This is a genomic window from Alteromonas aquimaris (assembly GCF_026183695.1).
GTDB lineage: Bacteria > Pseudomonadota > Gammaproteobacteria > Enterobacterales > Alteromonadaceae > Alteromonas > Alteromonas aquimaris.
This window is the reverse complement of the sequence record NZ_JAPFRD010000002.1, coordinates 220,921-246,805: the sequence shown is the minus strand read 5'-3', so window position 1 is coordinate 246,805 and position 25,885 is coordinate 220,921. Positions and strand designations below refer to the sequence as shown.

17 protein-coding genes are annotated in these 25,885 nt (G+C 41.5%); 6 read left to right on the top strand and 11 right to left on the bottom strand.

Annotation, left to right across the window (positions count from 1 at the left end):
- Positions 1–16: 16 nt before the first annotated feature.
- From OPS25_RS01270 to OPS25_RS01245, 6 genes are read right to left on the bottom strand one after another with little or no spacing between them, the layout of a single operon-like run.
- Positions 17–1,450, bottom strand: coding sequence for a TnsD family Tn7-like transposition protein (locus OPS25_RS01270; RefSeq protein ID WP_265615834.1), 1,434 nt, complete (start codon positions 1,448–1,450; stop codon positions 17–19).
- Positions 1,447–2,421, bottom strand: a complete 975-nt coding sequence (locus OPS25_RS01265) for a TniQ family protein (protein ID WP_265615833.1) — start codon at positions 2,419–2,421, stop codon at positions 1,447–1,449. The genes OPS25_RS01270 and OPS25_RS01265 overlap by 4 nt, the downstream gene beginning before the upstream one ends.
- A complete protein-coding gene (locus OPS25_RS01260; RefSeq protein WP_265615832.1) occupies positions 2,418–3,848 on the bottom strand; it encodes an AAA family ATPase in 1,431 nt (476 codons plus the stop codon). Before OPS25_RS01260 ends, OPS25_RS01265 begins: the two co-directional genes overlap by 4 nt.
- Complete coding sequence (locus tag OPS25_RS01255) at positions 3,845–4,378, bottom strand: hypothetical protein (RefSeq protein ID WP_265615831.1); 534 nt, start codon at positions 4,376–4,378, stop codon at positions 3,845–3,847. The genes OPS25_RS01260 and OPS25_RS01255 overlap by 4 nt, the downstream gene beginning before the upstream one ends.
- A gap of 12 nt (positions 4,379–4,390) precedes the next feature.
- Positions 4,391–6,109 carry a hypothetical protein gene (locus OPS25_RS01250; RefSeq protein ID WP_265615830.1) on the bottom strand — a complete coding sequence of 573 codons (1,719 nt, stop codon included), beginning with the start codon at positions 6,107–6,109 and terminating at the stop codon, positions 4,391–4,393.
- Positions 6,110–6,118: 9 nt separating this feature from the next.
- A complete protein-coding gene (locus OPS25_RS01245) occupies positions 6,119–6,940 on the bottom strand; it encodes a TnsA endonuclease N-terminal domain-containing protein (protein WP_265615829.1) in 822 nt (273 codons plus the stop codon).
- 327 nt (positions 6,941–7,267) lie between these two features.
- Between OPS25_RS01245 and OPS25_RS01240 the strand changes: the two genes are divergently transcribed.
- Entirely contained in the window at positions 7,268–7,753 is a 486-nt protein-coding gene (locus tag OPS25_RS01240; RefSeq protein WP_265615828.1) for a helix-turn-helix domain-containing protein, read from the top strand.
- A gap of 118 nt (positions 7,754–7,871) precedes the next feature.
- On the opposite strand, the gene OPS25_RS01235 is transcribed toward OPS25_RS01240, so the two are convergent.
- Positions 7,872–8,615 (bottom strand): DUF429 domain-containing protein, encoded by a 744-nt coding sequence (locus tag OPS25_RS01235; RefSeq protein WP_265615827.1) that lies wholly within the window; start codon positions 8,613–8,615, stop codon positions 7,872–7,874.
- 449 nt (positions 8,616–9,064) lie between these two features.
- Between OPS25_RS01235 and dptF the strand changes: the two genes are divergently transcribed.
- The 5 genes from dptF to OPS25_RS01210 are packed head-to-tail and all read left to right on the top strand — an operon-like array spanning position 9,065 to position 19,808.
- Positions 9,065–10,684, top strand: a complete 1,620-nt coding sequence (gene dptF / locus OPS25_RS01230; protein ID WP_265615826.1) for a DNA phosphorothioation-dependent restriction protein DptF — start codon at positions 9,065–9,067, stop codon at positions 10,682–10,684.
- A 3-nt stretch (positions 10,685–10,687) separates the two neighbouring features.
- Positions 10,688–12,022 (top strand): DNA phosphorothioation-dependent restriction protein DptG, encoded by a 1,335-nt coding sequence (dptG, locus tag OPS25_RS01225; RefSeq protein WP_265615825.1) that lies wholly within the window; start codon positions 10,688–10,690, stop codon positions 12,020–12,022.
- Positions 12,003–17,126 carry a DNA phosphorothioation-dependent restriction protein DptH gene (gene dptH / locus OPS25_RS01220; protein WP_265615824.1) on the top strand — a complete coding sequence of 1,708 codons (5,124 nt, stop codon included), beginning with the start codon at positions 12,003–12,005 and terminating at the stop codon, positions 17,124–17,126. The genes dptG and dptH overlap by 20 nt, the downstream gene beginning before the upstream one ends.
- The gene (locus OPS25_RS01215) at positions 17,113–17,985 is read left to right on the top strand and encodes a phosphorothioated DNA-binding restriction endonuclease (RefSeq protein ID WP_265615823.1); all 873 of its coding nucleotides are present in this window, start codon (positions 17,113–17,115) and stop codon (positions 17,983–17,985) included. The genes dptH and OPS25_RS01215 overlap by 14 nt, the downstream gene beginning before the upstream one ends.
- On the top strand, positions 17,955–19,808 hold the full coding sequence (locus tag OPS25_RS01210; RefSeq protein WP_265615822.1) for a DUF262 domain-containing protein: 1,854 nt from the start codon (positions 17,955–17,957) through the stop codon (positions 19,806–19,808). Before OPS25_RS01215 ends, OPS25_RS01210 begins: the two co-directional genes overlap by 31 nt.
- A 126-nt stretch (positions 19,809–19,934) precedes the next feature.
- On the opposite strand, the gene dndE is transcribed toward OPS25_RS01210, so the two are convergent.
- The 4 genes from dndE to dndB are packed head-to-tail and all read right to left on the bottom strand — an operon-like array spanning position 19,935 to position 25,750.
- Complete coding sequence (dndE, locus tag OPS25_RS01205; RefSeq protein WP_265616134.1) at positions 19,935–20,285, bottom strand: DNA sulfur modification protein DndE; 351 nt, start codon at positions 20,283–20,285, stop codon at positions 19,935–19,937.
- Positions 20,285–22,297, bottom strand: coding sequence for a DNA sulfur modification protein DndD (gene dndD, locus OPS25_RS01200; RefSeq protein ID WP_265615821.1), 2,013 nt, complete (start codon positions 22,295–22,297; stop codon positions 20,285–20,287). Before dndD ends, dndE begins: the two co-directional genes overlap by 1 nt.
- Position 22,298: 1 nt before the next feature.
- A complete protein-coding gene (gene dndC / locus OPS25_RS01195) occupies positions 22,299–24,659 on the bottom strand; it encodes a DNA phosphorothioation system sulfurtransferase DndC (RefSeq protein ID WP_265615820.1) in 2,361 nt (786 codons plus the stop codon).
- A gap of 2 nt (positions 24,660–24,661) precedes the next feature.
- On the bottom strand, positions 24,662–25,750 hold the full coding sequence (gene dndB, locus OPS25_RS01190; RefSeq protein ID WP_265615819.1) for a DNA sulfur modification protein DndB: 1,089 nt from the start codon (positions 25,748–25,750) through the stop codon (positions 24,662–24,664).
- Positions 25,751–25,885 lie beyond the last annotated feature (135 nt).

The following is a 25,885-nucleotide window of genomic DNA, read 5'->3' as shown; positions in this document are numbered from 1 at the left end:
GCTTTTGCATGCCCCACTAGTCACTGAGTGGCTTTCTTCGTCTCAAATTTCTAGGGATTGCTGTAGGCAAGTGTGTATAAAGCCATTGCCTGTCATTCTTATATAACCACATATAGGCCGTGTTATTCTCACACTTCATGTCTTGCCTTCGCGGTGTCGTTATTGACCTGATTGTTTCTGTTAATGATTGGCGCATTGATTTCATTTTTGTGTATTTACGGCGCAGTTTTCTCAAAGTAACAACATCAGGGTTCTGACTCAGAATTTGCTCAATGGCCCCCTGCGAGCAATCAAACTGCCTCGCAATTGTTTCGGTGGAGGAGCCTGCCAACAGTTTCCAAATAACTTGCCGCCGCTCTGTCGCGAATAGCTTTTGTGCACGGGACTCAATAGAGTAACCGGTCGATATAGCTACTTTCTTGATATAGGCGACAGAATGTCCTGTCTCAGCGGCCACATTCCTTAAGCTATCGCCTCTATTTAGAGCCTTTCTGATTCCAGCGATATCATCTCGCTCTTGGCCGGAAGACCGAGTATTCGCCCAAATCACCTTCTGTGAATAACTGATATCGTGATTTATCAAGTCACTTACTGAATCAAACAGAAAAGTCATCATAAGCAGATGTTTCAGTGGTGAAATAGCTGACCTTTTATTGGAGAGAACACAGGTTGGATAGAGAGGGGACCGGGTATCATCAAAAATAGCCTGTACATCTGCATGGCAGAGAACTGGTTCAAGAGACTCTATCATTGAGTTTCGCAACGCTTTCAGGCGCACATAAGCGCATTTTGTAAGGAACCCTTTTTCGTGCAAGCTCGCTTTGAATATGTCGCAAAGGTCATGACGAAAACCTTTAGACTCGTGATGCTGGAAGTAATGTGCAAACCTGACCAACTTCAACTCAACCTCTGTGGCCAATCGCCGGCCAGCAGCATCATAACAAGGCCAGTTATCAAAACGTTTACGCGAAATTGACTGATTAACAAGGGGTGTTTTGTGTCTCAGGCAAACAAACGCTCCTGAGAGTTGGTGCTTTACATGCCAATATGAGAAGCCATACGCATCATTGTCCTCAATGGCGCATTGTGGGCAAAAGCGCATTTGTAGACCAGAACATTGCCGGTTCGCAATCAGTGAAAGATCTTTAAATACCTTTTCACTCTCTCCTTTTTTTAAGTGAGACAATGCATTTCTGAAGCGCCCCTCCGGTGTAAACGGTCGATAGTGTGGTAAGACAGAATGATGGTTAATCCAGTATTCCGGAGAACAATCAAACCTTATTGAAAGCACAGGAACAACACTCGGAAAGGTCGAGCTAAATTGCATTGAGGATTTTTGAAATAGGGACTTGGCAGCATGCCGATACGAAGAAGCACATTCCATCGTCACTAACCGCTGGACAACGCTAAATATCGTTTCATCCGGAAATAGCGCAGGAATTGATTTCATAGCTGCACCTGAACTGCTTGGCCACCAGAAAAGAATCCAAAGCGAGCGTCACGTTCTTCCTTTGATAGAAATACCCATGCCAGCAAAGCGTAGATAACAGGTGATTGCTGTACGTCGGGATTAAGTAAGCTGCCGAGTTTAAGCGCACTGTATGAGCTGAGTCCCGCGTAAGGGATCTCGCCAAACGAAAAGTGGTCACATGCTCTTGTGCTATTGAATGCATTAATAAAAATCTGGTCTGGCATGACCCAAGACTTACGGGGCTTTAGTTTTATTTCTTCTTGATACAATTCAACTACATGATCAATACGCGGTATCAATGTATGCCGGTTAAATTGGACCCCGTGATTGGCGAGATGGTGAAGCTGTTCCAACCAACGTTGAAAGGGGGTTAGATCGCGTACCACCTTATTATCAAGTGGCGCAGAGCAGTATTGGCATTCAGCATTAGCTTTCGGCTGAGAGAGCTGATTTACGTATGCCTTTTTTCTTTTGCACATATGACAAGTTGAAAGAAGCGACACGCCGTGCTTCTGACATCGAACCAGCCGTGGATCCTGATGGCTGTTGCGCCAGTACGCTGCCCCAAAACTGGCAATATCTTCTCTGGCACACCCAGTGCACCACCTTAAATGCTTTACGCTGAAGCCTGAATTTATGGCTTCTGCCACCGGAAAGACTGAATCAGACTGGCTATCACCAAGCTCCAGCGTTGCTGCATACTTTTCCTGAGTGTGAGCATGACAAAATTGTTTTTTATCAACAAAAGCAGGAAGTGAGTTCGCCAATTTTGAAAGAAAACGGGGCTGCATCAGTTCAGTTATATACGTGGGCCTTTTACCAATAAGGCTATAAATCCCACGTGCCATGTTTGTTGCACCGGATAATACCGCCCACCTGCACATGAACGAAAGATAATGCTCATCTTCAAGAGTCACTGGAAGGAAAGGTGTGTTCTCAAGCTGGTTCATTTGTGCGCCTCTGATAGGCCCACGGTCAGACACGCAGAATCAATTGTTCGACACGCTGCCATCTCATCCATTTTCTCCAAACGATTGATAGCATGCTCTGTCGCCATCTTTGGAGGCTTTCGGGAAGAGTGCAGTGTTCTTGGGGGATTGGTTGAATGGGTCAACGCATCTTCTTCCGATTGTGCTTTGGCAAGAAGCATTTCCCATTCCTGCGCTTTATCAATGCGGAGTCTATTAATCGCGACTTTCATGTGCTCAAAGTGCTGCTCATAGACTTTATCAAGAAGATCGATACTCGGCTTATCCTTCAAATAACACTGATGCTGATGAATCGCCTCAAAAAATAATCTCATCAAACGTCCAGCAACAGCGGGAATACCGAAGGAGAGATAGTGCACGCGCTGCCTGAACTCAAGAGTATCTACTCCGGAACCGCTGAAGACGTTTGAAGGCAGGAAGGCATTAAAAAACTTCCTGAATGAAATGCTATCGATGTCCATCGGATCGAAGGGAAATGAGCGCTCTGATAGCAGGCGACGAATTGCTTGTAAACGCGGCTTAACCTCGTTATCCGTGTTACTTTCAAAGAACAACCTCAGGCCTTCTGGAGTGCAGGTCATTAGCATCGGGATCCCCATCCGGTTGAAAAAACTCTCCAGATCCTGAACCGATGCGCTATGCACACTTTTCATGCGGCGCAGCAAGTGCTGACATTCATCTACGTGCACAAAACCGATAGCATGTTTCGCACATACCAACCGCATATTGCCAATGAACACGTCAACAGACTCACGAAAATTACTGTATTGATTGGCGTAGTTTGTACCAAGCTGCTCATCTACCGCTCTGAAAAAGTTGGTTGCCAAGCCTTTCATGCTGTTCGTTGACGCTACGTCGAAGGTTACCCAGACAAGTTGATCAAATACCAACGTCTCGCCCTTAAACTCAGAATGGCGGATAACCTGTGGAATGCGATCCAGTACGGAAGTGATAGTTTCTGTTTTCCCCAGTCCAGATAGCCCCCTCGCCAGCGAGCAGCGTGCCTTGCCTGTGATTGACATGATACGTTTTTCAATTGCCTCGCTATATCCGTCCTGATTCAGAGTAGTCACTAAATTCAAGTATTTTTGACCATTCGCGGACAACGGATTTTTATGTCGATACCCGTTCTTTATTTGTTGAATGATACTGAGATACAGATTCCATGACTCTTTGTGGGGTATATAAATATCATCCAGAAGACCAATCCAGTCTCTCGCTAAAAATTCATCGTATGAAAAAATATCATCAGGAATTTCATGAATGGTCTGCAATGACTTCAGCAGCACTTTTTCGTCACGTATTATATGCCCTTCAAGCGCCTCAATTAGCGGGTTTCCCGCAAAGTACGGAAAGTCTGGTGTTTGATAAGTAGCTTTAATCTTCACAGTGTGTCCCCTTGCTCGAATTCGTCGGTATCAACTTCCGCAAGCAGTTGCTGCTGATGACGACTGGCAAGCTTTTTGGACTCTAACTCAGCCATCTCAGCTCGTCTGTCGTTAGCCCCTGACTGATACGAAGTCTGATCGTTCTTTGGCACCGAACTAAGTCTGTTCTCTGCCTCTTCCACGTCCGCGCGATTGGCAGCTTTCATGGCTAGTCTGTCTAGGTGTCGCTGATGTGCATTGTCATACTCCAGTTGATTCACCTCTTTTTTCAGCTCGGCATATTCATCCCAGCTCAGATCACGGTACTGGTCTAACTGTTCGACAAGTTTAAATTCGTGGATACCACCTTTATGATCTTCATAGAATAGTGAGTTCGCCAAAGACGGCGTAAAAGCCATTGTCTTGACAATATCTGATGAGCTATACAAAGCGTTGAGATACCAGTCATTTTTTTTCGCAAATGGTGAATCGAAGACGAGGCCGTTGTAATGCACGCCATCGTCTTTGACTTTGACCTGACATTTTGGCATCAAGCTATACCGTTACGAAGGTAGCTTAGACTTAGAAACCGGACGGCCGCCGCCCATTTGATGCTTAATGCTGTATGACCACAAACTGTAGGGAGTAATGCCGACTCCAGCTTGAGCCATATCCTTATCGCGTAATTTGGCACAGTTCCTATGTAGGTTTTGATGGATGATCTTCCTTATGATCACTCTGTGTAATTCATCGATAGTTAACGTCGCTCGCTGCGAGGCATCCTGCTCTGTTTTATCTCGATCAGCTTCAATTCCACCGGGGTGTTTTGCTGCATACCTGTCAGTTGTTCCAAACTGGCGCTCTACAACAGCTTTAAAATCACCTCGCGCCTTTGGAACAATTTCAACCCTGAAAAAGCCAGAGCTATGCCGCATTTGTTCATCCATCTGATATTCAGGAAACTCTTTTCCGTTATCGATACGCACAATAAAAAAGCCGTGGTGGCAGGCCCATTCATGCTCTTTAATAGAAAGCCCGAATTGTTCGCAGTAAGCTCGTTTATCCTCGAACGCGTTATACAGACACTCGGCGACGTTCTCCCACGTAGGTTGTTTAAATGAAAGACTATATCCAAGGATGTATCGTGTACGAACACAAATGGCGACAGTAAGAAAAACACGTCCAGCGGAGAGGCGTTTCTTTTTAAACCGGGGATCCCTGACATGAATTGAGAGCTCTGTAGAATCTATTTCAACGACATAATTTGCACCAACAACGCTGTCGGCGGCATGTCCCTGCCGGTCTTTAAAATCTCTCTGTGTTTTGACAATACCGTATCGTCGGGTCAACTTTTCAAGAAGCGGTATCGTGTTGTCGTAGTGATACCGAAAACTGCCTTCCGATAAAATGTAGGGATTAACGCGCGTTACATCGCGATTACCATTCTCATCAGGCTCAGGTAACTCAACCTCCTGTAGATTTAATGCCTCAGCACAATAATCATCGTAAATATCCCTTATGAATAGCGCACCATGCCTGCTGGCTGTGCCAAATCGCTTGGCTATTTTTTTTATCAGCCGTTTATCAAGAGGTCTCACTCCTGTATATATCGAGCTCGTATTCCTGCCATCGGCGCCGCCTCTGCCGCGTTTGTTTACATTATCATTTTCACTGTGCTGATAATTACAACCAGTATTCATAAGGCCTAAAGGAAGCAAGGCATTTCGCGTCATACCAAAAGTGATATACTGATTTAAATATCTTGTCAGGACAGTTTGAGAAGAAAACTTTTTATTAGGGTGCTCATCCCTCAACTCCTGCAACCTTTGTTTCAACAATTCGCTATGTCCGTTATTCAGCAGGTAGCGCTCAATTGCATCAGGCTCTATCAAAGATCCAAGCACTGAAATCGCGTTATCAGCTTTTGGATACCACTTTGAGAGTTGTGACTCTTCCAATACCGATTCTGGCTCCCTGATGATTTTTGGGTAGATGAAGGTGTTGATCCCTCCATCCTGTTCAAATAAGTCAAAAAGTTTCTCGGCTTCTGAAAACTGAAACACTTTCGGCTTTTTCATTTGATGAGCTTTTTTTCGATTTCCGCCCTCAGCCATGGTTTGCTTGTTTGCATCCCAACCGAATGCTTCGGACATATTGGCCACGGCGATTCGTCTGAGTCGGTAATCACACCATACGACAGTCAGTACATCGTACGGATTTGCCCACTGGACTTTGGCATTCATCGATTGTTTTAGGCGTAATTCAATGAAATCTGCGTACATATGGTTCTCCTATCCAAGTAAAAGCGCTTCATTAAGTCGAACTCGCTTTTGTTGCGAGAGAGGAAGAAGCCCTTGCAGCACAGCGTTTTTAAACAAACGTTCCGCGTCAAAGTAGTGCGTTTTCATCGAAGCAGCAGCTTTTTTGAGAAGGTCTCTCAAGCTCAACCACGGGTTTTGTTGATACAAACCAAGCAACTTATGTGAGAAATCGCTTAAATGACTGAATTGCAGTTGGTTGTCATAGTGAAGCTCACAAAAGAGCAGTGTTAAAAACCATTCTTTGCTTATCTGGTTGTCTGTCAACAAAGTGGATGGCACGTTTCGCAAAGCCCAAAACTCAGCCTCTATATCTAACTTTTGTGCTGTGCGGCTGGGTCTGGATGGTTCAGAAATTTTGTAGGGGTAAGCATGCTGCACACAGACACCATCCTCATTGACTGAAGTAACGAGAAAATCTGTCGACATGATGTGGTGAACTCGTTGTTTATACGAATACGGGTGCATCACCTTGCGTCGTTTAGCGATATTGAATGTCGTTACCGGATTAAGAGCATACTGCTCCTTGATTGAGACTACATTCGGCTGCCAGATGAGATACTTATAAGCTCGTAACTCACCGTCCGACATGAGCTCAACTATTCTCTGCTGCTTATCACACCAGAAACGATGCTTGCGTCCCAATGACATTGTTGACCCAACACGAACGAAAGAACGATACAAGTCATTTGACTCGCTATTTGCTGCCCACTCTTCGTAGCGCTTTCGATCGACCTCTCTTAATTCGAGTTTATCCATTGGATTTCTTACTCTGGATTTTGGTATTGCTGCCATGGTTGTCCCCCTCTGATTCGTTTTGCTTATTCAGTTATAGAGGGGGTTTTAATCAGTGCAAGAAAAACAGATGATTATTAACTTATTGTTTTTTATCTTATTTGTGTAGAATTAGGAATCATGTGGATAGCTAAAAAGAGGTTTATTCAAATAGTTTTAATAACACCCTGTAATAACTTAAAATTATTTGATTATCTTTTTATTGCTTAATTAGTTATATCAAACCAAATGGACTAAAAAACCAGCTTTTATGAGAACAAAATATAAACAGCTATTGTGCACGTACGGTGCTTTTTATTACTATAAGTTTCGAAATTACGAAACCTTATGATTAATAATTATCTAAAACACTGTCGCGAAGCACTTATGAGCGAGCACGGCAGGCAAACTTATTCACAAGTTGCCGTTGCCGATAAGTTAAGTGTCAGTAAAAGCTATATAAGCCGCGTAGAAAATGGGACCGAAACGCCGTCTCGGGATTTTCTTGTGCGCATCAGTCAGGTCTATAACATCGATGAAGATATCACGCTGGCAATTGGTGGATACTTGAGCCCAAAGATTACTGCCTTATTCAGCCAAGAGCCTAGATGCATGTTGTTGATAAGAGACTTATGCGAGCTTAATGACAGACAGCTCGCAGCTTTGTTTCAAGACTTCGAAGATAATGAAAAGATCGAGTTTTTAAGCAAGTTAGGCAAAAATCGATTGCTAAGTCAGATTGTCAGCAACCTTCTCGTCTTTGATACACAAGAGCTAAACGACCTGATAGATACCCTGCAAGACTATACGAAGCAACCACTTCACTTTGACTGAGGTATTCGTTTCGTGAGGCATCACGCAGTGTATAATTTACCGTATTAAAAAGCGTTGGCGATATTCATCACCTGATGCTGTAGTGTCGGTTGAAGCACCAATTGTACGCAACGTAAGTTCAAGAGTAATGGCCCTCGGTATATAACATTTGCATTGGTAGTCCACTGTCATCGTAAATGGGAACCGCAGGAACTGTTTTCAATTTTTCCTCAGGCGTAAGCGCAATACATAAACACATCAAGGCATCAACAATATCATCCCGTGCAAGATACTTACGCGGAAATCTCCCCAGCGCTTTCTCATATATTTCCTTACTAATATCGAGGTGCTTTGTGAGTAAGCTGAGACGCTGTTGGATCCCCTCTGTTCGCTTCTTTCTGGTAAGCAGAGGTCTCCCGCTGTTAAGCATGCAGAAACCTAATTCGGGATGAGCTTCTGTAATAACGAACCGAAGCTTTTGATTATCATTCAGCAGGTCGTCGACTTCGCGGATTTTGTTAAGGATATGGTACGACTGCTTAGATAGCTTTTTGCCCGTCAACAGCTCGCTGATCTCACAAGCCTCTGAATATGATTCAGCGTAAATGCAAGGCCTTACGGGCGAAGGAAAGACGGTCGAACCTCTGGGCTTTAATAGCTTCCGGGCCGCAATATCACAGGCTCTGGGCTCACTGCCTTTATCATGCAGCCCAATAGGTATATCAATAACAATCCGGCCCATCTCAGGAAACAGGGATATCAGTTCAGTAACTGAGCTGACAATACCGACAAGAAACTGCTTTCCATCGCTGGCAACATAAAACCATCCGCTTTTACAGCCATCGACTCCACAATACCATTTCTGCAAACTTGAATTTCTCATTCCATTTCTAGCGAGTTGCGATGGTTCAACCTATAGCTTCCCCATCCATGACATCAACGAAATAAAAATAAACACTCCTGATGCCAAGTAAGCTGGGACTTTGAATAAAAGCCGCCAATTACTGAGATATGCTTTCTTCAACTCAACCAAGCATAGATAGAATAACTTTCGTTGACCAATATTTATCGATGTTGCAAAGGCTTCCTTTTGATTGACCTATCAAATTGTTATACATGATATTTTTATCTCATCCATCCGGAGAAAGTTTACTGTTAGACTTAAGCGTGGTCTCACTTTATCTTTTTATGCAAGAATTATATGATAACTTGATTTCAAGATTTGCTTGGGTAAACAAAGTTCATATCTGTTAGCAACTCACTACAAAGGAACCTTCGCACAAAAAGTGCTCGTTTAAAAGCAGAGTACTGCGTGCTAATAAAGGACATTAAATGGAACTGAAGCAAGCTTTAAGCGTATTAGACAAGTCTTCATCATACGCCGTTTCAACTGAACGTTCCGAAAGGGCTGAATCAGAATTAGATAAAGCAAAAGACTATCTGTATGTAAAGACCCAAATAGAAGTAGATTTTGCCAACGCACTGAGTCTGATGGATGCATCTAAACGGACCCTTCTCTTCCTCTGTGGTAGCAGTGGTGATGGTAAATCCGAGATCATGACTCGCTACAGTCAAAAAGTTCAATTCAAGCACATCGATTTCCATTTAGATGCCACTCACAGCTATAACCCAAAGCTCGATGCAGTTGAAACACTAGATGTGCTTTTTACTAACTTCAAAAGCACAGCGAAGCCATTGGTCGTGGGTATTAACCTTGGCATGATGGCTAAATACGTTAAAGAAGGCTCTGAAGAGCATCACGATATAAGGCATGCGATGCAGCAGCACATTAGCGGAGTAGACGATTTTAGTGTCGCGAGTTTTCTAAGCTTCGAATCTTCAAAGTATTCAAAGTTCTCCTTTAAAGAAACTGAGCCGCATTCTGACTTCGCCAGCGATTTGATGAAGAAGCTTACTCGACAGTCTGTTGAGGGTGCGCCCAACCCATTTTGGGAAGCCATGAAGGAGTCTGAATCTAAGCAGAAAGACGCATTAATTGTCACAAATTTCAAAATATTATCGATTGAATCAGTTCAACGCTCTATCGTCGAATTGCTTATGAAGATAAGGCTGACAAAAGATCAGTTTTTGACAGCAAGATCGTTTTTAGATTTTTTGCATAATATTCTAGTCGGCGGCGGCTACTTGTTCGACAACTTGTTCTTGCTGAAAAGCAATGAGTTATCTGAAAAACTCACTAGCTTTGACCCTGCTCTCACACGTACCGAAAAAATTGATAGGTTCATATTGACCTTGAAATTGGGTTTAAAAGAAGAAGATTTCGCTCAGTTCAACCAAGAGCTCATTAATTTCGGTATAACAAATCTGGAAGAGCCCACTTCCTATGTTCGACTTTTTTACATTCTACGAAACTCAGAATTCGGAAACGGATACCACTTGAACTTGGCGTCTGAGTTTTCGAACAATATTCTGACTGAATACGCTGAAGTATTGCTCGCGCATCAGAACTACTCATCAGAAGCCGATCATGATGAACGAAATATAATCAATGACTTCTATCAGCATACTTTGTTTACAGCTTTGTGGAGGTATATCAACAGAAGCGCCCCACGAATCAAGAAAAAGCAATTTTTGCTGTCCAAAGAAAACGGGGTGCTGTTCTCCGTTGACGTAAAACACAGTCCCGATTGGAATCGAATTGCTAACTATCAGAGTAAAGATCTGATGGCGTTTGAAGCCATGTTTAAAGTTAACAAAGTTCCTATTGAACCTGCTCTTCCGATTAATATTAACCTTTTCGACCTTCTGCAAAGGCTTAACAAAGGGTACCGGCCCAATAAACACGATAAAAGTTGTGTCCTATTACTGGACGAATTAATAGAGCGAATTCGCTCTGTCTTGGCAAGATCAGATGCACTTATTATTACTGACGGAAACAAGACATACAACGCAGAACGTGACGAGAACATCATTGAGATAACGGAGCGGTAATCAATGACGCCGAATATAAATCTTGAAAATTTACAAGCCGAAATCAGTGACACTAATGCTCCCAGCGATTACTTGCCCGTAAAAACAAACTACAATGAATGTAATTGGAATATAGTTGCGGGTTACTTTCTCTCATTCGCATGCGGCGTTGAATTAAATAAGTACTCTAAAGAAGACCTAGAACAAGACTGTAAAGACGAATTGTTATCTAGGCAAGTCTCCGAGGAATATTTTGGGGTACTAAGAAAAGCCTATTTCGAGACAGACGGATATCTTAATTTAGCGCCAAAGAATTTGCTCTTACATACTCAGGACGATCAAAAATCGAAAGTGAATAGTGCCAGTAAAAAGGTCGCAACGGCACTTTCTACGCTCTTGGGAGATCAAGAAATTCAACTCAGCAATGCCGAAGATAACCACTTCATTGCCGAGCTTATAAGTTCAACACTTGCGAGCAAGTTTACTCAGAAAAGTCAAAATGGTCGGCCAAAACCATATCTGCCATTCCTGTATGAAAGGTTTCTCGGTGACCTATGCTTTTTGATTAAAAAGCCAACATATTTCGTTGAAAATATCGCTAACCTTCTAGCCTTATATAACTTTTTACATATCTCTCAATTGGCACTGAACCTCAAAGAATGGAAATCCGGAGAGCCCAGCAGCAAACCTCTCTTCTTCATCATTGAAAATGAACGGGTAAGCAGCGAGAGGAGCAACGTTATTGATATGGGTTGGAACAGTTTCGCTTCCGCCAGTAGAAATCTTTTCCCCATTTTATCGATTCTGCAAACTATCCAGAGCAAAGATAATAAAAAGCCCTTATGGCAACTTTTTATAGAAATTAACGCGTCAGCAGAAAAACAGAAATACATTGACGCTATTGATGATTTCTCCTCGCGTTTCATCGAAGCTCGTAAGTTACGAAATATGACGTTTGAAGCGTCCACTAATGTTGAGGAAAGCATTGAGCAATTGGTTGACTTGGCGTTAGCTCAGTTTGATAAACGTTTCGCAGATCCAAGCACTACTCGTTATCAAGCCAATGAGAAAGTTGTTGCTGCACTTAAAGAACATACAGCAAAAGGATTTGTCAAAGCCAGAGGTCGAATAGGCAACATCCTCGTTTTATCACTGGATAATCTCCTTCTGCTCACAAATTTAATCATAGGGACAAGAAATCAATTGAGGTTTGACGAACTGATCGATGAATTTAAAGGTAGAGGCATATATTTCGATGAGTCGAGTGAGGAAAAGTTAATCGAAATATTTGAGCGGATTGGGAACGTAGAGCGGAAAAGTGATAGTGGAGATGACTTAAATGTCCGTCAAACAATTTAAATCATTTGAAACATTTGTAGTCGAAAAGCTGCTTGAATGGGCGCCACAAAGCCTAGCTAGAGGTGCGAGATACACTTTTAAATCGCCAAACTTTGAAAACAGTAGAAAACTATTCGATGCCCTAATCAAAAAGACAGCCGACAATACAATTACTTATGTCTCTGAGTTTCACAAGGAAAATACTGCTCTTCCTTTCATACCCATTGGCCAAATTAAGTTAATTCCCTTACTCCACGCGCCCACAGCTGAAGGATTTACTGAAAACTTTATCTCACACTTGCGTGATGCTGTAGCCAAGGGTAGTGAGCCTTTCGATTCATGTTGTTTACTAATAATCCACAACAGTAAGTTAGACACCATAATTAACAGCTCCACTGATCTGGGCCAAGGAAGAAACGTCTGGAGCACAAAACGTTTTAAAGAAGCCCTTAGCCATGAAATAAAAGAGGCTGGCGAAAAGTCTGAAATCTCTCATGTGCTTCTTGATTATCAATTCGATGCGATAACCCAAGACAATGCAACACTGTTCGGATTTGAGGCACTGTACAGAGCGATAAGAGACGGAGATCTCCAGTTTCATAAATTGTATCTATTAGAAGATCCGGTAGTTCATGATTTCACTGGCAACCCCAAACAACTTCGGCGGCGATTAGACGAAAACCGCGAGCTATACAAAAAGATTGAAACTGAGGTGGATAACTTCCCCGGTCAGTTGGAAGACCGGTTGTCAGATAAATTCAGCGCGAAGTTTATAAAATCGAAGTTTCCTAAAGATGACCTAAGTAGCTGGAAGCAGGTTACATTTGACGAATTCAAAGAAGAAATTAAACGTAATCAACAGCAAACCCTTTCGCTAGAAGAAATTAAAATAAACGGTATCAGCTCTTTATTTGAGAGAACTAAGGGCGATACATCAGCGCAAAAACGGGATCTTCATATCATTGTTCAGTGTCCTGAGGGAATAGATAGCATCGATATAGATATCGTTTGGAATGGCGGAGATTTACAAAACGAGCATTTGAGCCAGCCGAACAAGTTGCTTCCCGATGGCAGCGACTTCAGAGTCATTGCTAAAGGAAGTAAAAGGAGCAAATCTAGAATTTCTGTTCCTTTCAAAGGCGAACCGCTCTTTTTCACAGTTGGCACCGAGAAACGAGATAAGAACAGTGACCGCTACAGACTGCATTTTCTGCTTTTAGCGACAGAACAATTTGATATTGACGCCATCAAAAACAATTTTCTTCTCAACACCAAGAAGAAGCTTATCAGACTGCTAACAAATGAAACCACTCTCGCCGTTAATCCTAATGCGTACTCAACACTAGAGTTGCACGCTTCAAACCAACGCATCGATTATTTGCAAATAAAAGCAATAGACTTCAAAACTCTGTCAGAAGCAGTGAATGATGTAGAGTTTTCTATTTTTAACGGCGATAGCCAGCTGGACTTCGTCGTAGAAGGAGAGCGTGCGGATTCATCGCTGTCACTCCCTCTACTTTTAGATAAGAACAAAGTCAAAAATATTCTGCAAGATAATTACTTTGGACTTTTTAATCGAGATAAAGAGAGAGTGGTTATAGACAATAAAGAGTTTTTACTCGTCTCTAACCGACTAACACTTACTCGTTTAGAATCACGTTTCATAGATGAACAGCTTTTATACATTGATGAAGTCAATGGCAGCCATTTGACGCTAAGAGAACTTGAAGGTATCGATGAACCTCTATTCAACGCCTACCGAGAGTTATTCGGTTTCTGTGAAAGCCATCAAACACTCCCCTCGTTGGTTTCATGGGGTGAGAGCTTCAGAAAAAAAGTAGATACCTTAACAAAGGCTTATATCCGTTTATTAGGTGATGCACAAATAGATAGCGTGCTCTCTGAAAGTATGAAAAAAGCCTTGCAAATCGGCTTAGTAAAGAAAGAGAACTCTGAACTCTTTTCTCCGTACCATCCCATTGTACTGTCATATTATTTAGAGTTATCTAATCAGATCCAATGTGACATGGCTTATGCAGAACAGCATGATGAAACATTAAGTTTTGGTAAAATCCCAAAAGTCACGTTAGATAGACTGAACGCTCGAGGCCTGATTCCATATCTCTACATGACTGGTTCTGATTATGCCCATGTGAGTGCGATACCGGAAAATCCATTTTGGTTAGAAGCAGTTCCTCACGAACACACCAAATACGACTTCGTCACCAAACTTGTCAAAGAGAAAATTAGTGAATTTAGGACCGCATTTTCAGACCTATTCGACATCCATGTCGAGGGTAAGCTAATAATCAATGCAGTCAATCAAGATCAGTGTTATGAACTTCTAATTGGACTTGTCGAATATTATTCCGATAATTTAGATGACGCGCCGTTCATACACATCAACATCTATGACAATGAACCACTTTTAAATGCTTTTGACCGATTTGCTGAGTCAACAAACAATGAAGCACTGAAAGAATTCCTTGGTCTCGGCGCTAAGAAATTTAAAGATACAGCTGATGGTATTATCGAACTATTAAGAACGCGCCTTACCTACAGCAAGTTCAACACGCGCAATGAAGAGTCTTACGAATACGCACATATCGCTTTCTTTTATAATGACGAAAAGGTTGACTGCATCTCTGTCAATATTGACTCAAAACCAAGTGGTATTGCTGCGGATGGGTTGTTAGGCGGGGAGTCATCCGAGAGCCAACACGGAAGCTACCATACCGCGTTTGGTCTAAAGGACATTGACTACGAGGGCGAGCCTCATTTAAAAGTCGCCCGACTCTTTGGATCACTTATCAGACCTGCAAGAGAAAGTAATACACCTTACTCAGGTAAGGACGCCGTCGCGCTTGCAGTTAATGAGAGCTTTAAAACTCTTTTAGATAAAACTTGCGATTCTTCTATTTGGACAACGGTTATAGACCCGAAAGTCACGCTAGATTTCTTCGAATCGCAAGATAAAGTACTAATACATTATTCCGACCAATACACTTCTTCAGCAGGTTTTGATGCAATAACTGTAAGTCGCCAAAGAGAGCTATTTACCAAGGTACTAGAGCTAGGAAAAGGTACGAAAATCAGCGATTTCAACGCCTTTAATGGTGACTGGCTGCTTAAGATGCTGACATCTACCAATACAGCAAGATTAGGTATGGAGGGTGAAATTGGCGCATACAAGCTGATAACCGCACTCTTGCATTCACCAGATATGACGTGGGTCCCCCTATCTGTGGGAGAAATGGTAAGGGTATCAGGAAATATTGGGCTTAAGATAATTGACTCTGATTTTGCAGCCGCCCACTCGGGACACGCTGGTGCCATGTCTGATGATGTACTGTTGGTCGGCCTCAAAAATCAGAAAATGACTTTAATGCCTGTTGAGGTTAAGACAGGTAGCACACCCGATTACAAAAAAGCGAAAGAACAAGTAGTTAACCTTAGAGAGCATTTACTAGCTCAGCTAGAGCCAAAGACATTGAAAGGCAAAATTTATCGAGCGCTTTTCTTTAGGCAGCTGCTGCTTCAAGTTGATAAGTTCAAGCTTTATCGAGTATTTCCTGAGGGCTATTTTGACAAAGAGATAGCACAAAAGAACGAATGGCTTCGCGGTGAATATGAAATTGCCTGCAATGAAGACGCGCTACTCGGGGTTGTAGTTAGCCATTTGAGCAGTGACGTCGTGTTTGGAGCAGAGACAAAAACTGAGGACGGAATTGCCCTAATAGACCTCCCAATTGCTTTACTGCCTTCTTTGGTAAAAGGTTCCCTGTCAGAATTCCTGCAAGGTCAGGGATTGCCTAAGAATCTCAACCTTCCCCCCCTATTAGAAAACAAAGAATTGGTAATGAAACAAGGCGATAAGGAAATTGCAGATACACCGGAAGCAACGGTAGATATCGACTCCACTCCATCGCAAGAACAGGAAAAACAAGGACCACATGAAGATGTTAATAGTGAAGAAAAGCCGCAGGATGATACTCTTAGGGTCTTAGTTGGTAACAATACACAAGACAATGCAGATGTATATTGGGAGCCCACAAATACAGCCAAATTCATGAATACCAATTCCGGTATTATTGGAACTATGGGCACTGGCAAAACTCAGTGCACCAAGTCAGTCATAACTCAGCTATACCGAAACCAACACAACAATGTTGATAGTAAGCCAATAGGCATGCTGGTTTTTGACTACAAGTCTGATTACACCGATGACAAATTCATAGAGGCTACAAACGCTAAGAAATTTAAACTGTTTAAGCTTCCTTATAATCCGCTCAGCTTGTTCGGTGACACACCCATGTTACCGATACACACTGCTGCGGGTTTTGCTGAAACCATGTCAAAGGCCTATGGGCTCGGCAAAAAACAGCAACTCAAGCTAGAAAACATTATCTTAGACGCCTATGACTTGGCTGGCATAAAACCTGAGGATCCATCGACATGGAACCGTCCAGCTCCCACAATCGAAAACATATGGGATCTGTTTTTAGACCAAGAAAAGGTAGAAGAAGACTCGCTTTACGCTGCACTCTCCAAACTAGCTCGTTTTAAAATATTCGAAACAGATCCAGAAAAAATGATGAGCTTATACGAGCTGATCAGCGGCGTTACAGTTATTGAATTGGCTGGTTACCCGAGTGAGGTACAAAATCTCATCGTTGCGCTAACACTTGACCTGTTCTACTCACAAATGCAAAAGCAAGGTAAACCTGAAGTCCAAGGCGATTTCAGACAGGTCTCTAAGCTCATTCTAGTCGATGAGGCAGACAACTTCATGTCTCAAAACTTCTCTAGTCTGCGTCGTATTCTGAAAGAGGGACGCGAATATGGGGTTGGCGTCATTTTGTCCACTCAAGATATTACGCACTTCAAAACGAGTGAAAACGACTACTCAGCTTATATCTTGAGCTGGATTGTGCATCGAGTATCACAAATCAAAAATCAGGACATAAAGTCTATCTTCAACAAAGATGACAAGGCAGAGCAAGAACACTTAATGAAATCTATCAGGGGGCTAGAGAAACACCATAGTCTCTATGTAAACGGTGAAAAGCGTATTACGAAAATTAGAGACAAGGCGTTTTGGGAGCTTTTGAATGACGCCTTATGAACTAAAAAGCGCAATATTAAGCGTAAAACGATGGTCACGAAGCGACCAAAGAGCCCCTAACAAACCTTTAATGCTTATCTACGCATTGTCACACTATGCTAAAGGTCATGAGCAGCTATTTCATTACGAAGATGAAGTTGATGAGCAAGTTACAGAGTTGCTGAAACGATTTGGTCCATCAAGAAAATCCTTCCATCCGCTTTATGGCTTTTGGAGATTGATAAATGATGGGTTCTGGAAATTAGAAAACGCAGAAAATTGTTTGCCTAGAAAAAGTAATACAGATCCGCCAAAGTCTGAACTCATAAAAAATGGAGTAACAGGCGGATTCAACGATGAGGCGTTCAAACTTATCAGGGCGAACCCTGAATTATCAATCGAGTTAATAGAATCAATCATTTCTGAAAATTTTCCAGAGTCAACAATAGAAGACTTCTCAGAAGCTTTAGGGCTCTCATTAAAACCAGTCCGTGATAATTCAAGAGCCCCTAATTTTCGTCGTGATGTGCTTCGAGCATATAACTACCAATGCGCTGTTTGTGGCTATGATTTGCGACTAGATGACATCTCTTTTGGATTAGAAGCTGCCCACATTAAGTGGAAGCAATTTCATGGACCATGTTCTGTAAACAATGGTCTAGCACTCTGTTCTATTCATCATAAGGCCTTCGATAGAGGGGCGATGGGCTTGGATAGTGCATTGCGAATAAGAGTCTCCAGCATATTGAATGGGGGGGAAGCTGCCGAAAAACTATTTTACCGTTTTGAAAATCATCGGATTTATCAAGTTAGAAGCTCAGAAAATTTTCCGTCTGATAGCTATCTTAGATGGCATCAAGAGGAAGTATTCAAAAGATAGATATATCTGAATTCATAAAATACCAAGGACTCTCAATGCAAGTAACCCCTGAATACAAATCTTTCGGCGAACTATTTTCAGAAAAAAATATATTTATCACTCCAAAATACCAGCGTGATTACTCATGGGAGGCCGAACAAGTAGAGCAATTCAGTGATGACATAAAGAACACATTAGAAAAGTTCAAAGAAAACCAAGAGTTTCAGCATTTTTTTGGCGGAATTGTTTGCGCACAAGAGCAAAGAGTCGGTAACAGTATCGTCAAGAATGTACTTATAGATGGCCAACAGAGATTATCAACAATCGTTTTATTTTTTTCAGCAATAAAAGAAACTTTGCAAAATTTAGAGTGCAACGAGCAAGATTCTGACTTTAGAGATGCTCTGTTGAAAGATGTTGAAAAATATCTCACGTTTGAGGAACGAGTTCATCGAAATGAAAAAGAAGTACATCCTAGGATATCTATCGGAAAAGCCGATGACTATTTCTTTCAAGCTGCCACAAAGGGGACTGAGCTGGATATTAACAGGGACTCACATAAATTAATCTTGGAAGCCCGAAAGCACTTTATTGTGTTTATAGATAGCTGCCTATTACGTAATAAAGGCGTACTAGAGTCTTTGGAGGTCATTGATGACGTCATCAAGCTCTTCGAAAACAACTTTTTATTAATACAAATTATTGCAACAACAGTCGACGATGCATATAAGCTCTTCATGGTCTTAAATGATCGAGGGATAAACTTAACAGAAGCTGAGTTGTTGAAAGCACATACCATTGGTAACTTCGACGAAAATTGTTCATCAGTGAGGATGATGTCTGACGACTGGGATTATATTTTGGCTAATGAGTCAAAGAATGTAAGTGACTATTTGCGTTGGATAATTACGATGATTACCGGTGAACATGTCACAAACACACAAATCTTAGACAAATATAAAACCGATTATTTGAATGAAGATTTGACAGCCAAAGAAATGGCAAAAAGAGTTAAATTTATTAGAAAGTCAACAGAAAAGCTAAAGCTCTTAACAGAGGCCGAATGGCCTTTTGAACAGTCACCGCAAACAACTCAATATCACAAAACAAAACTGGACTGGTTGGTTAAAAAGCTAAAGCACACTCATGCTATGCCTCTTATTCTAGCAGCGTCGTTCGGCAAAGAAACAGAATTCCAGAAAACAATTTCAGAAACTTGTAAATTCTTTATCAGATATAAAGTAATAAGTAATATGCATGCGTCCCTTTTTTCAAAGCTATACCCACCAATTGCAAAAGAAGCTTTAGAAAAGAAAGACAGGTTTTCTATCAGTTTGTTACAGAAGAGATTCAAAAAAGAAATACTGAGCAGAGATGAAGACAATGCCAACTTCTCAGCGGGAATTGGAGCACTAAATTACAAAAGAAAGGGCGATAATAGGCCAATAAAATATCTTCTGGTAACATTGCAAGAAAATTGGATGTGGGCAACATCCACCCCTCCAAAACCAATTAAAAAGATGCTTGCAATGGAGGACAAATCAATTGTCTTCGATTTTAACAACACAACCATTGAGCATATATATCCATATAGTGCTAGAAAAGATGATGTTATTGAAGAAATGGAGAGTGTAAAGAATCAGATAGGAAATCTAGCACTCTTAGATATAAATAGAAACAGAAGTAATGCTGACAAGCCATTCCGTGAAAAGAAAGATAAATTTGACAATACTGGAATTGGCATCCATTCAAAAATAGTTGAGAAAGAACAATGGAGCAAGGGTGAGTTTGAAGAGTTGAAAAGCCGGTACATAGAGCTAATGATCAAAGTTTTTTCATTCTAATCAATTTCCTTCACAAAAGACTCTAAGGGAGTTGCTCTTAGTTTAACTGATAATGCGACACGAGCGGCGGCAGTAAGATAAACTAAGGGCTATTACAGAATTAAAATCTCCCTTAAATAAAACTAGTTAGATGGAGTTAACTAGCTCAAGAATATTTTTGTGATTCCTGAGTGAAGCAATACCATCTTCAATGTGTGCCGCCCAAGCGGCTTGCAACTCTCTCCCGTCCAACTTGGGATATGTGAGTTTAAGCAATTGCTCCGTGATCAGTTGCGTATCGCCTAGCCATGTTATTTTGTCTAATACAAGTGATCCATCTAGCTTAGTTGCTTCACTTTCTGTGTATCTAAAACCAGACTCTATGGATCTAAAAAAAGCAATTCGTGCACTGACATTAGGAGTAATGCCAGTAAAACTTTTAAGACGCTTTAGTTGTTCTTCAACCGTCTTATTCAATTGCATTCTGTTAGGTAACATCACAAAACCTCCATAAATTTCACTGCATCATCAGTTCTTTGATTTCTCCAGAAATAGCCTTCGTTCACTTTTGAAGATTTCGTTTCCGCGTCAAACTGTATTTCGTATGAATGAGAAATATACTCAGAAAATGCTCCGTGATTGAAGTACTTTTCATCAACTTCTGTATCCGTTGATAAGATGATGACTTGGTGGCTAGCATTAGGGAAATACAGCTCTATCAACTTATCCCTATGTTTTGAATCTAATCGTCCCAACGGGGTATCGATAATAATAGGAAGCTTACGTCCAGAGGTCTTGCCTAACGCTTCTAAAATAGCTATCGCGTATATTTGTTTCTCACCCGCTGATAGCTCCTTTCTATTAATCGCGTTACCACTTTCATCGATTAGCTCTACGTCAAATGATTGAGTATTGATTCTTGCTGATATTTTGATGTCTTCTTTTCGGGCAAGTTTTTGATAGCTCTTTATAAACTCATCTTCAAGCTGTCTAACCTTAACCGTCGTAAGCTTTTTCGCAAAATCATTCAATAAAAGATTGGTATTTTGTGCGTTTACAACTGCTTCGGTGACCGTTGCTTCACTTTTATATTTATCATGCAGTTGTTGAACCTTTCTTGAAATTTCAATTGCCGCTTCGACTTCCTTCTTGGCTATATTTAGCTTATTTGCTCGCGCCATAATGGCTTTTGATTTGCGGTCATTGAGTTTTGAAATATCCTCAAGTTTATTCGAAAGACGAGAGTCATCTGGTGCTCTTGATATTGCAACAGCAGCATTATCAAGCGCATCTTCTACCTTTTTGAGCTCTGCTTTCAAATTCTCAAATTCCTTTTTCGATTGTACAGCGAGGACTTGAACTTGATGCAATATCTTTGCAGTTTCTCTATCAGAAAGGTCGAGCTGAATGTCTTCTTGCGAATTGGAACCGGTTTGTTCAGAGTAATCAGAGAGGCATTTCTCAAGCGCCTCTCTCGCAGAGGATTTTGCGTCGTAATCACCTGATAGGTTTTCTAAAACTTGAGTTTGGAACTTGGAGAACTCGGTCAAAAACGCTCTCTGTCGTTTTACTTCAGTTTCCTCTTCTAACCTTGCCACCAGACTTTGTAGTGTATTTGGTGCTAACGCGAAGGGTAATCCCCCTTCCATCTCTCTTCTCAATCTTGATTCAAGATCATTTTTACTGAGTTGTAATTCTTTGACTTTTGCTTCTTCTTGAGCCTTTGTGGCGGCCCAAGCACCACCTAAGCTCATTAACTCAGTTTCTTCTTTTTTAAGAAGGTCAATGATTGCAAGAATGGGCTTTTCAAGCTCATCTGCATCATTAATTAAGCAGTCGTATTTTCTTTCATGCTCCTTTCGTTGAAGCTCAAGGGCATCGATTTCTTTTTTGATTTTTTGCGGTATTGCTTGACTCTGATACGGTTTCAAGAAGACATTTAAATCATTTTTTAAACGCTCAATTACATCAATGCCCAGCAATCGACGTACAGCGGTTTGCAGTACTGAACCTGATTCATCCTCTGCTAGCTCAGCAATTTTTTCTCCGTCAAAAAAGAACAAGTCTGCAATACCAATAGGGATTAACTCATTTAAGAATGCTTGGCATTGATCATGACTTAATGAGGACTCTAGCACTTCATTCTTGGAAAGAGATAGTTTTTCTTTTTTCCCTCTTTCCCAGCTTCTGATGACTTTATATTCGTGCTCTTCACCGTGTTGGCTGTAAGTAAAAACCAATTCTAATGACGCCCGACTTTGTTGGACGCCAGTCCCCATATGAATTAAAGCGTCTAGTTGCTCTTGGTATTGCGAGGAGGTCATAACGTATCCAAAAGCTGCTCGGCCATATAACGCCAGACGCACACCAGTTAATACAGATGTCTTCCCGCTCCCATTGAGGCCGCCAAATAAAACAATGGGTTTATCAGAACTGACTGGAGTCAACTCAACATCATTTACGCCATTAAAAACTCGGAAATTATTGAGGGTAAGGCTTTTGATAATCATCTCAAAACTCCTTCTTCAGTAGCTTATCTACGATGTTCGACTTATCTTTTAGCGAACTAAGCTCTGCTTGCAAAACATCGTAGTCGGCTTTAGTTTGCTGCCCTGCTTGTTTCTCTTTTATCTCTTCAAGCGTGCCCCAGTCTTGCTTAAGAATTGAAGTAATTTTGCTCTGTATACCGCTCCTGCGACTCAACCCTTCCATGGAAACCTCAAGGTCAAGTAGTTTCATTATCATTTGTGGGACCACGTCGTAATCATGACTCAACTCATTTAAAAGTTGGCCGCCTTGCTTATCGAAGGTTGCATTATCATTTAATACCCAATTAAGGTCCTTCCCATAAACCTCCCGATAAATATTAGGCAATGAGTCTTCCCAATCAGGTTCATTCGGATCGTTTAACCACTCCTGACGTATTGCATGCAACTCGGGTTCAGTGATCAGTTCTACGTCATGTCCCTGCTCTTTGAATAGCTTCTCTTGTTCAAGAAGCTCCTTTAGCCACTTCTTGCGATATTTGAGCCAGTAAGGTCCCGGGACATGCTTACGGTCAGTGCTAATGTCCTCACCTTCCTTTGCTCGCTGAAATGAGACTACCCCGGTTCTCCTTTTGTAATTTCTGTATGTATTTTTGTTATCTGGATTGTTAGTACCTGCTAGTAAATCCCTAAACTTGAGTAATGGTTCCATCCAGCCTTCTCCATTTTGAATCAAACTCTCCATAGCTCTGTCCTTTGTCACCACAGTACATGTCCAACATCCAAAGCGTGAATTCCCACATGAAGGTGTACTGTCATCAATGACCATAGGACACTCTCCTTGGTCTGATGCATCTCTGTAGAGGTTCCAGAGCGTCATATTTTTAGAAGCCCATGGATTTTCCCACTCTATATCGTAGCTATTCTCCCATTTTTTTCCGATACCAATTGAAGATACCGATACCTCTAAACTTGATGAACGTAATAATTTCCAAACATCGTCCATACTCCATGTATCGATAGGTGTATAAATAAATGCATTTGCTAACGTTGTATGACGAGCAAATCGCGAGTTCTCTAATTTGTGCTTAGCAATAACTTGAGCCCGCGAGGCACTCTCTTCGCTTCTAGATCCAAGAGCGACAATAACTTCATCGTGTTGGGAGATTTTTTCCTTAATGAAATCACTAACGGGATCTATCTTCATACGTTCAGTACACCAGCGGAAGCTTTTGGTTGGAGCAGGATATCCCTTGCCTAACAAACACGCCCAGAAAGACTGATTTGCCTTCGGCACCACTTTATGTGTTGAAATGGGAACTCTATCTCGTTCTGCTTGCTTTGCCATTACAGAAAGAGAATTGTCTATATGGTCAACTACCTTAGGTGTTTCAACAAGTGTATCTGACGCCACAACATAAATATTCTTGGTTCGCAGATTTTCAGGTAAAGCAAGTGTTGAATAGTAGACAAGAGAGGCAACAGCTGATGAATCCTTACCACCACTATATCCAATTACCCATGGTCTACTGTCCTGACCATAAGCCACTTGCACGTCTTGAATGATATCAATCAGTTTTTTGCTCAAATGAGGGTCATAGTCGTCGACTTCATTGTTGTTAAAGTCGGTTTTCTCTAGAAAAGCCATACACTCAGTAGCATCTCTTACTAGCTTGATTTGCTTGTAGCCACTGTAGCTATCTAGTTTAGACTGGCTGTCCTTCAACTCCCTTTGTTTTTGCTCTCTTAAAGTTTCATCTCTAAGACTTTTTAGCTCATTCTTCTTTTTCTCTACGATGTCTTTAAGGGCCTTAGTTTCTCTATCTATCTCGGCCTTACTTTTTTTAACGTCTTTGAATTGCACACCGAGGCTGTCATCCGCATATTGATTAATGAGCTCGCAACACAAGGTGAGTGTTTTTTCAGACTTTCGAAGATTCGCTTCTACGGTTTGGAGCTCCCTGTAGCGACCTTTAAGATCCTCAAAAACAGCACCCAACGTTTTGGATTGTTGTTTATCTTTACCGCCACTTTTCTCTAAATATATATCAATGAATTGTTGTTGGTGCTCGTTTATGGACTCTGGCAATGATTCAGCTTCAAATAGTTTGGATAGCTTTGCCATGTTATGGTTAATATTGTCGGTAGTAGGGATCTCCGAGCACACAGAAAAAACTAAACTAATTAATTCCTTTAAGCTCTTCTCACTGTTTTCGAGTTGATAGCGCAGATTGGCTTTATCATCTAAGTAGTGAGGCAGCACCTCCTTCAATTTGAAAGGGAGTTGCTTCCAGTTTTTATATCTCTTAAACCCTGAAAAATATTCATTTGTAATAAAATCAACTTGCTCTTCAAAGAGGTTTTCGATTTGTATTGTTCTAGTCATTTTTATGCCTTAGCTTCTAATGCCCGCTCTTCTGGTGACAGGGCAAGCCCGAGCTCAACTTTCAATGCGTTTGCTACTAATTGGATATTGATCGTCGCCTTGGACAAACGACCTTGTTGATTAATACATCGACTTGAAAACATAGGGTTCGCTTTTCGCCAGTCGATGCTTTCCAACTTAATTAGAATTTTTTTCCAATCGCTCGGATGCTCTGCCAAGAGCGAATTGCCCATTACACCGAGTGCTTGAACGCCAATCCCATGGGCATGGATAAATTCTTGGCGGAATTGAGATGGAGGCAGAGTCTTATTCCATACCATCTGCCATTCAGGCGTATATTCATAAACAGTTTTCCAAAAATCAGCAGCCAGTTCCTGCTCTTCATCTGTATAAGACTCTTTTTGGGACTTTCCCATCAACGCTCTGGTCGCGTGCTTAATTGCACTAATTGTGAATAGCTTTCCACTACTAGAGCTGATGTTTGATTTCTCAAGCTCAGTAAAGCCCTTAAAGGGTGGTATGTTCTGCGACAAGTATCGAGCGACAGCGGCGCTAGGGTCGCGTTTATCATATGTGTCTGCAATAGCAGGACTTGGTTTAACAGCATACTTATTTAGATCAACGAACATCTGCTGGCTGCGAGCCAAACCCTCATCCACGAAGAAGAGTACAGCAATGTTGTCAGAGCCTAAGTCTGCATTCTCTTTGAGTGCTTCTTCAATAGCTTTCCGGCGATGTTGACCGTCATTTATTAAGATTTGGGCATCGAGGGGCACCTTCAATATGCCAAGGTTTGGAATATTGACAGGATCACTTTCCTGAAAGTTGACACTTGTGTCTACCGAAACAGTTATTGCAGAGAAAACGTAGTCCTTTGGGTTTTCTACGAGATATTTAGCAATAGCCGGTATACGAGATTTGTTCAGTGTGCGCTGTGCACGTAACTCAGGAGGAACTTCCTCTTCATCAAAAACGAAAATCTTTTGCACTGTCCTTAATGGACACGTCGCAATATAGAATGGACGACCAGCCTGAGTTCCTCTCACAGCAGGGAATGAAAAACAGTAACCTGAATCTTGACTAACGCTCATTTTTACGACCAACGTAATTTTTTTACGTCATTTTATTTCTTTTACGTAAAAAAATCTACGTCATTCGACGTTAAAGTAGAATCAAGTGGCGACTTTTTAAACAGACGCATGATAGAAGTGCACAAATCGACTGCA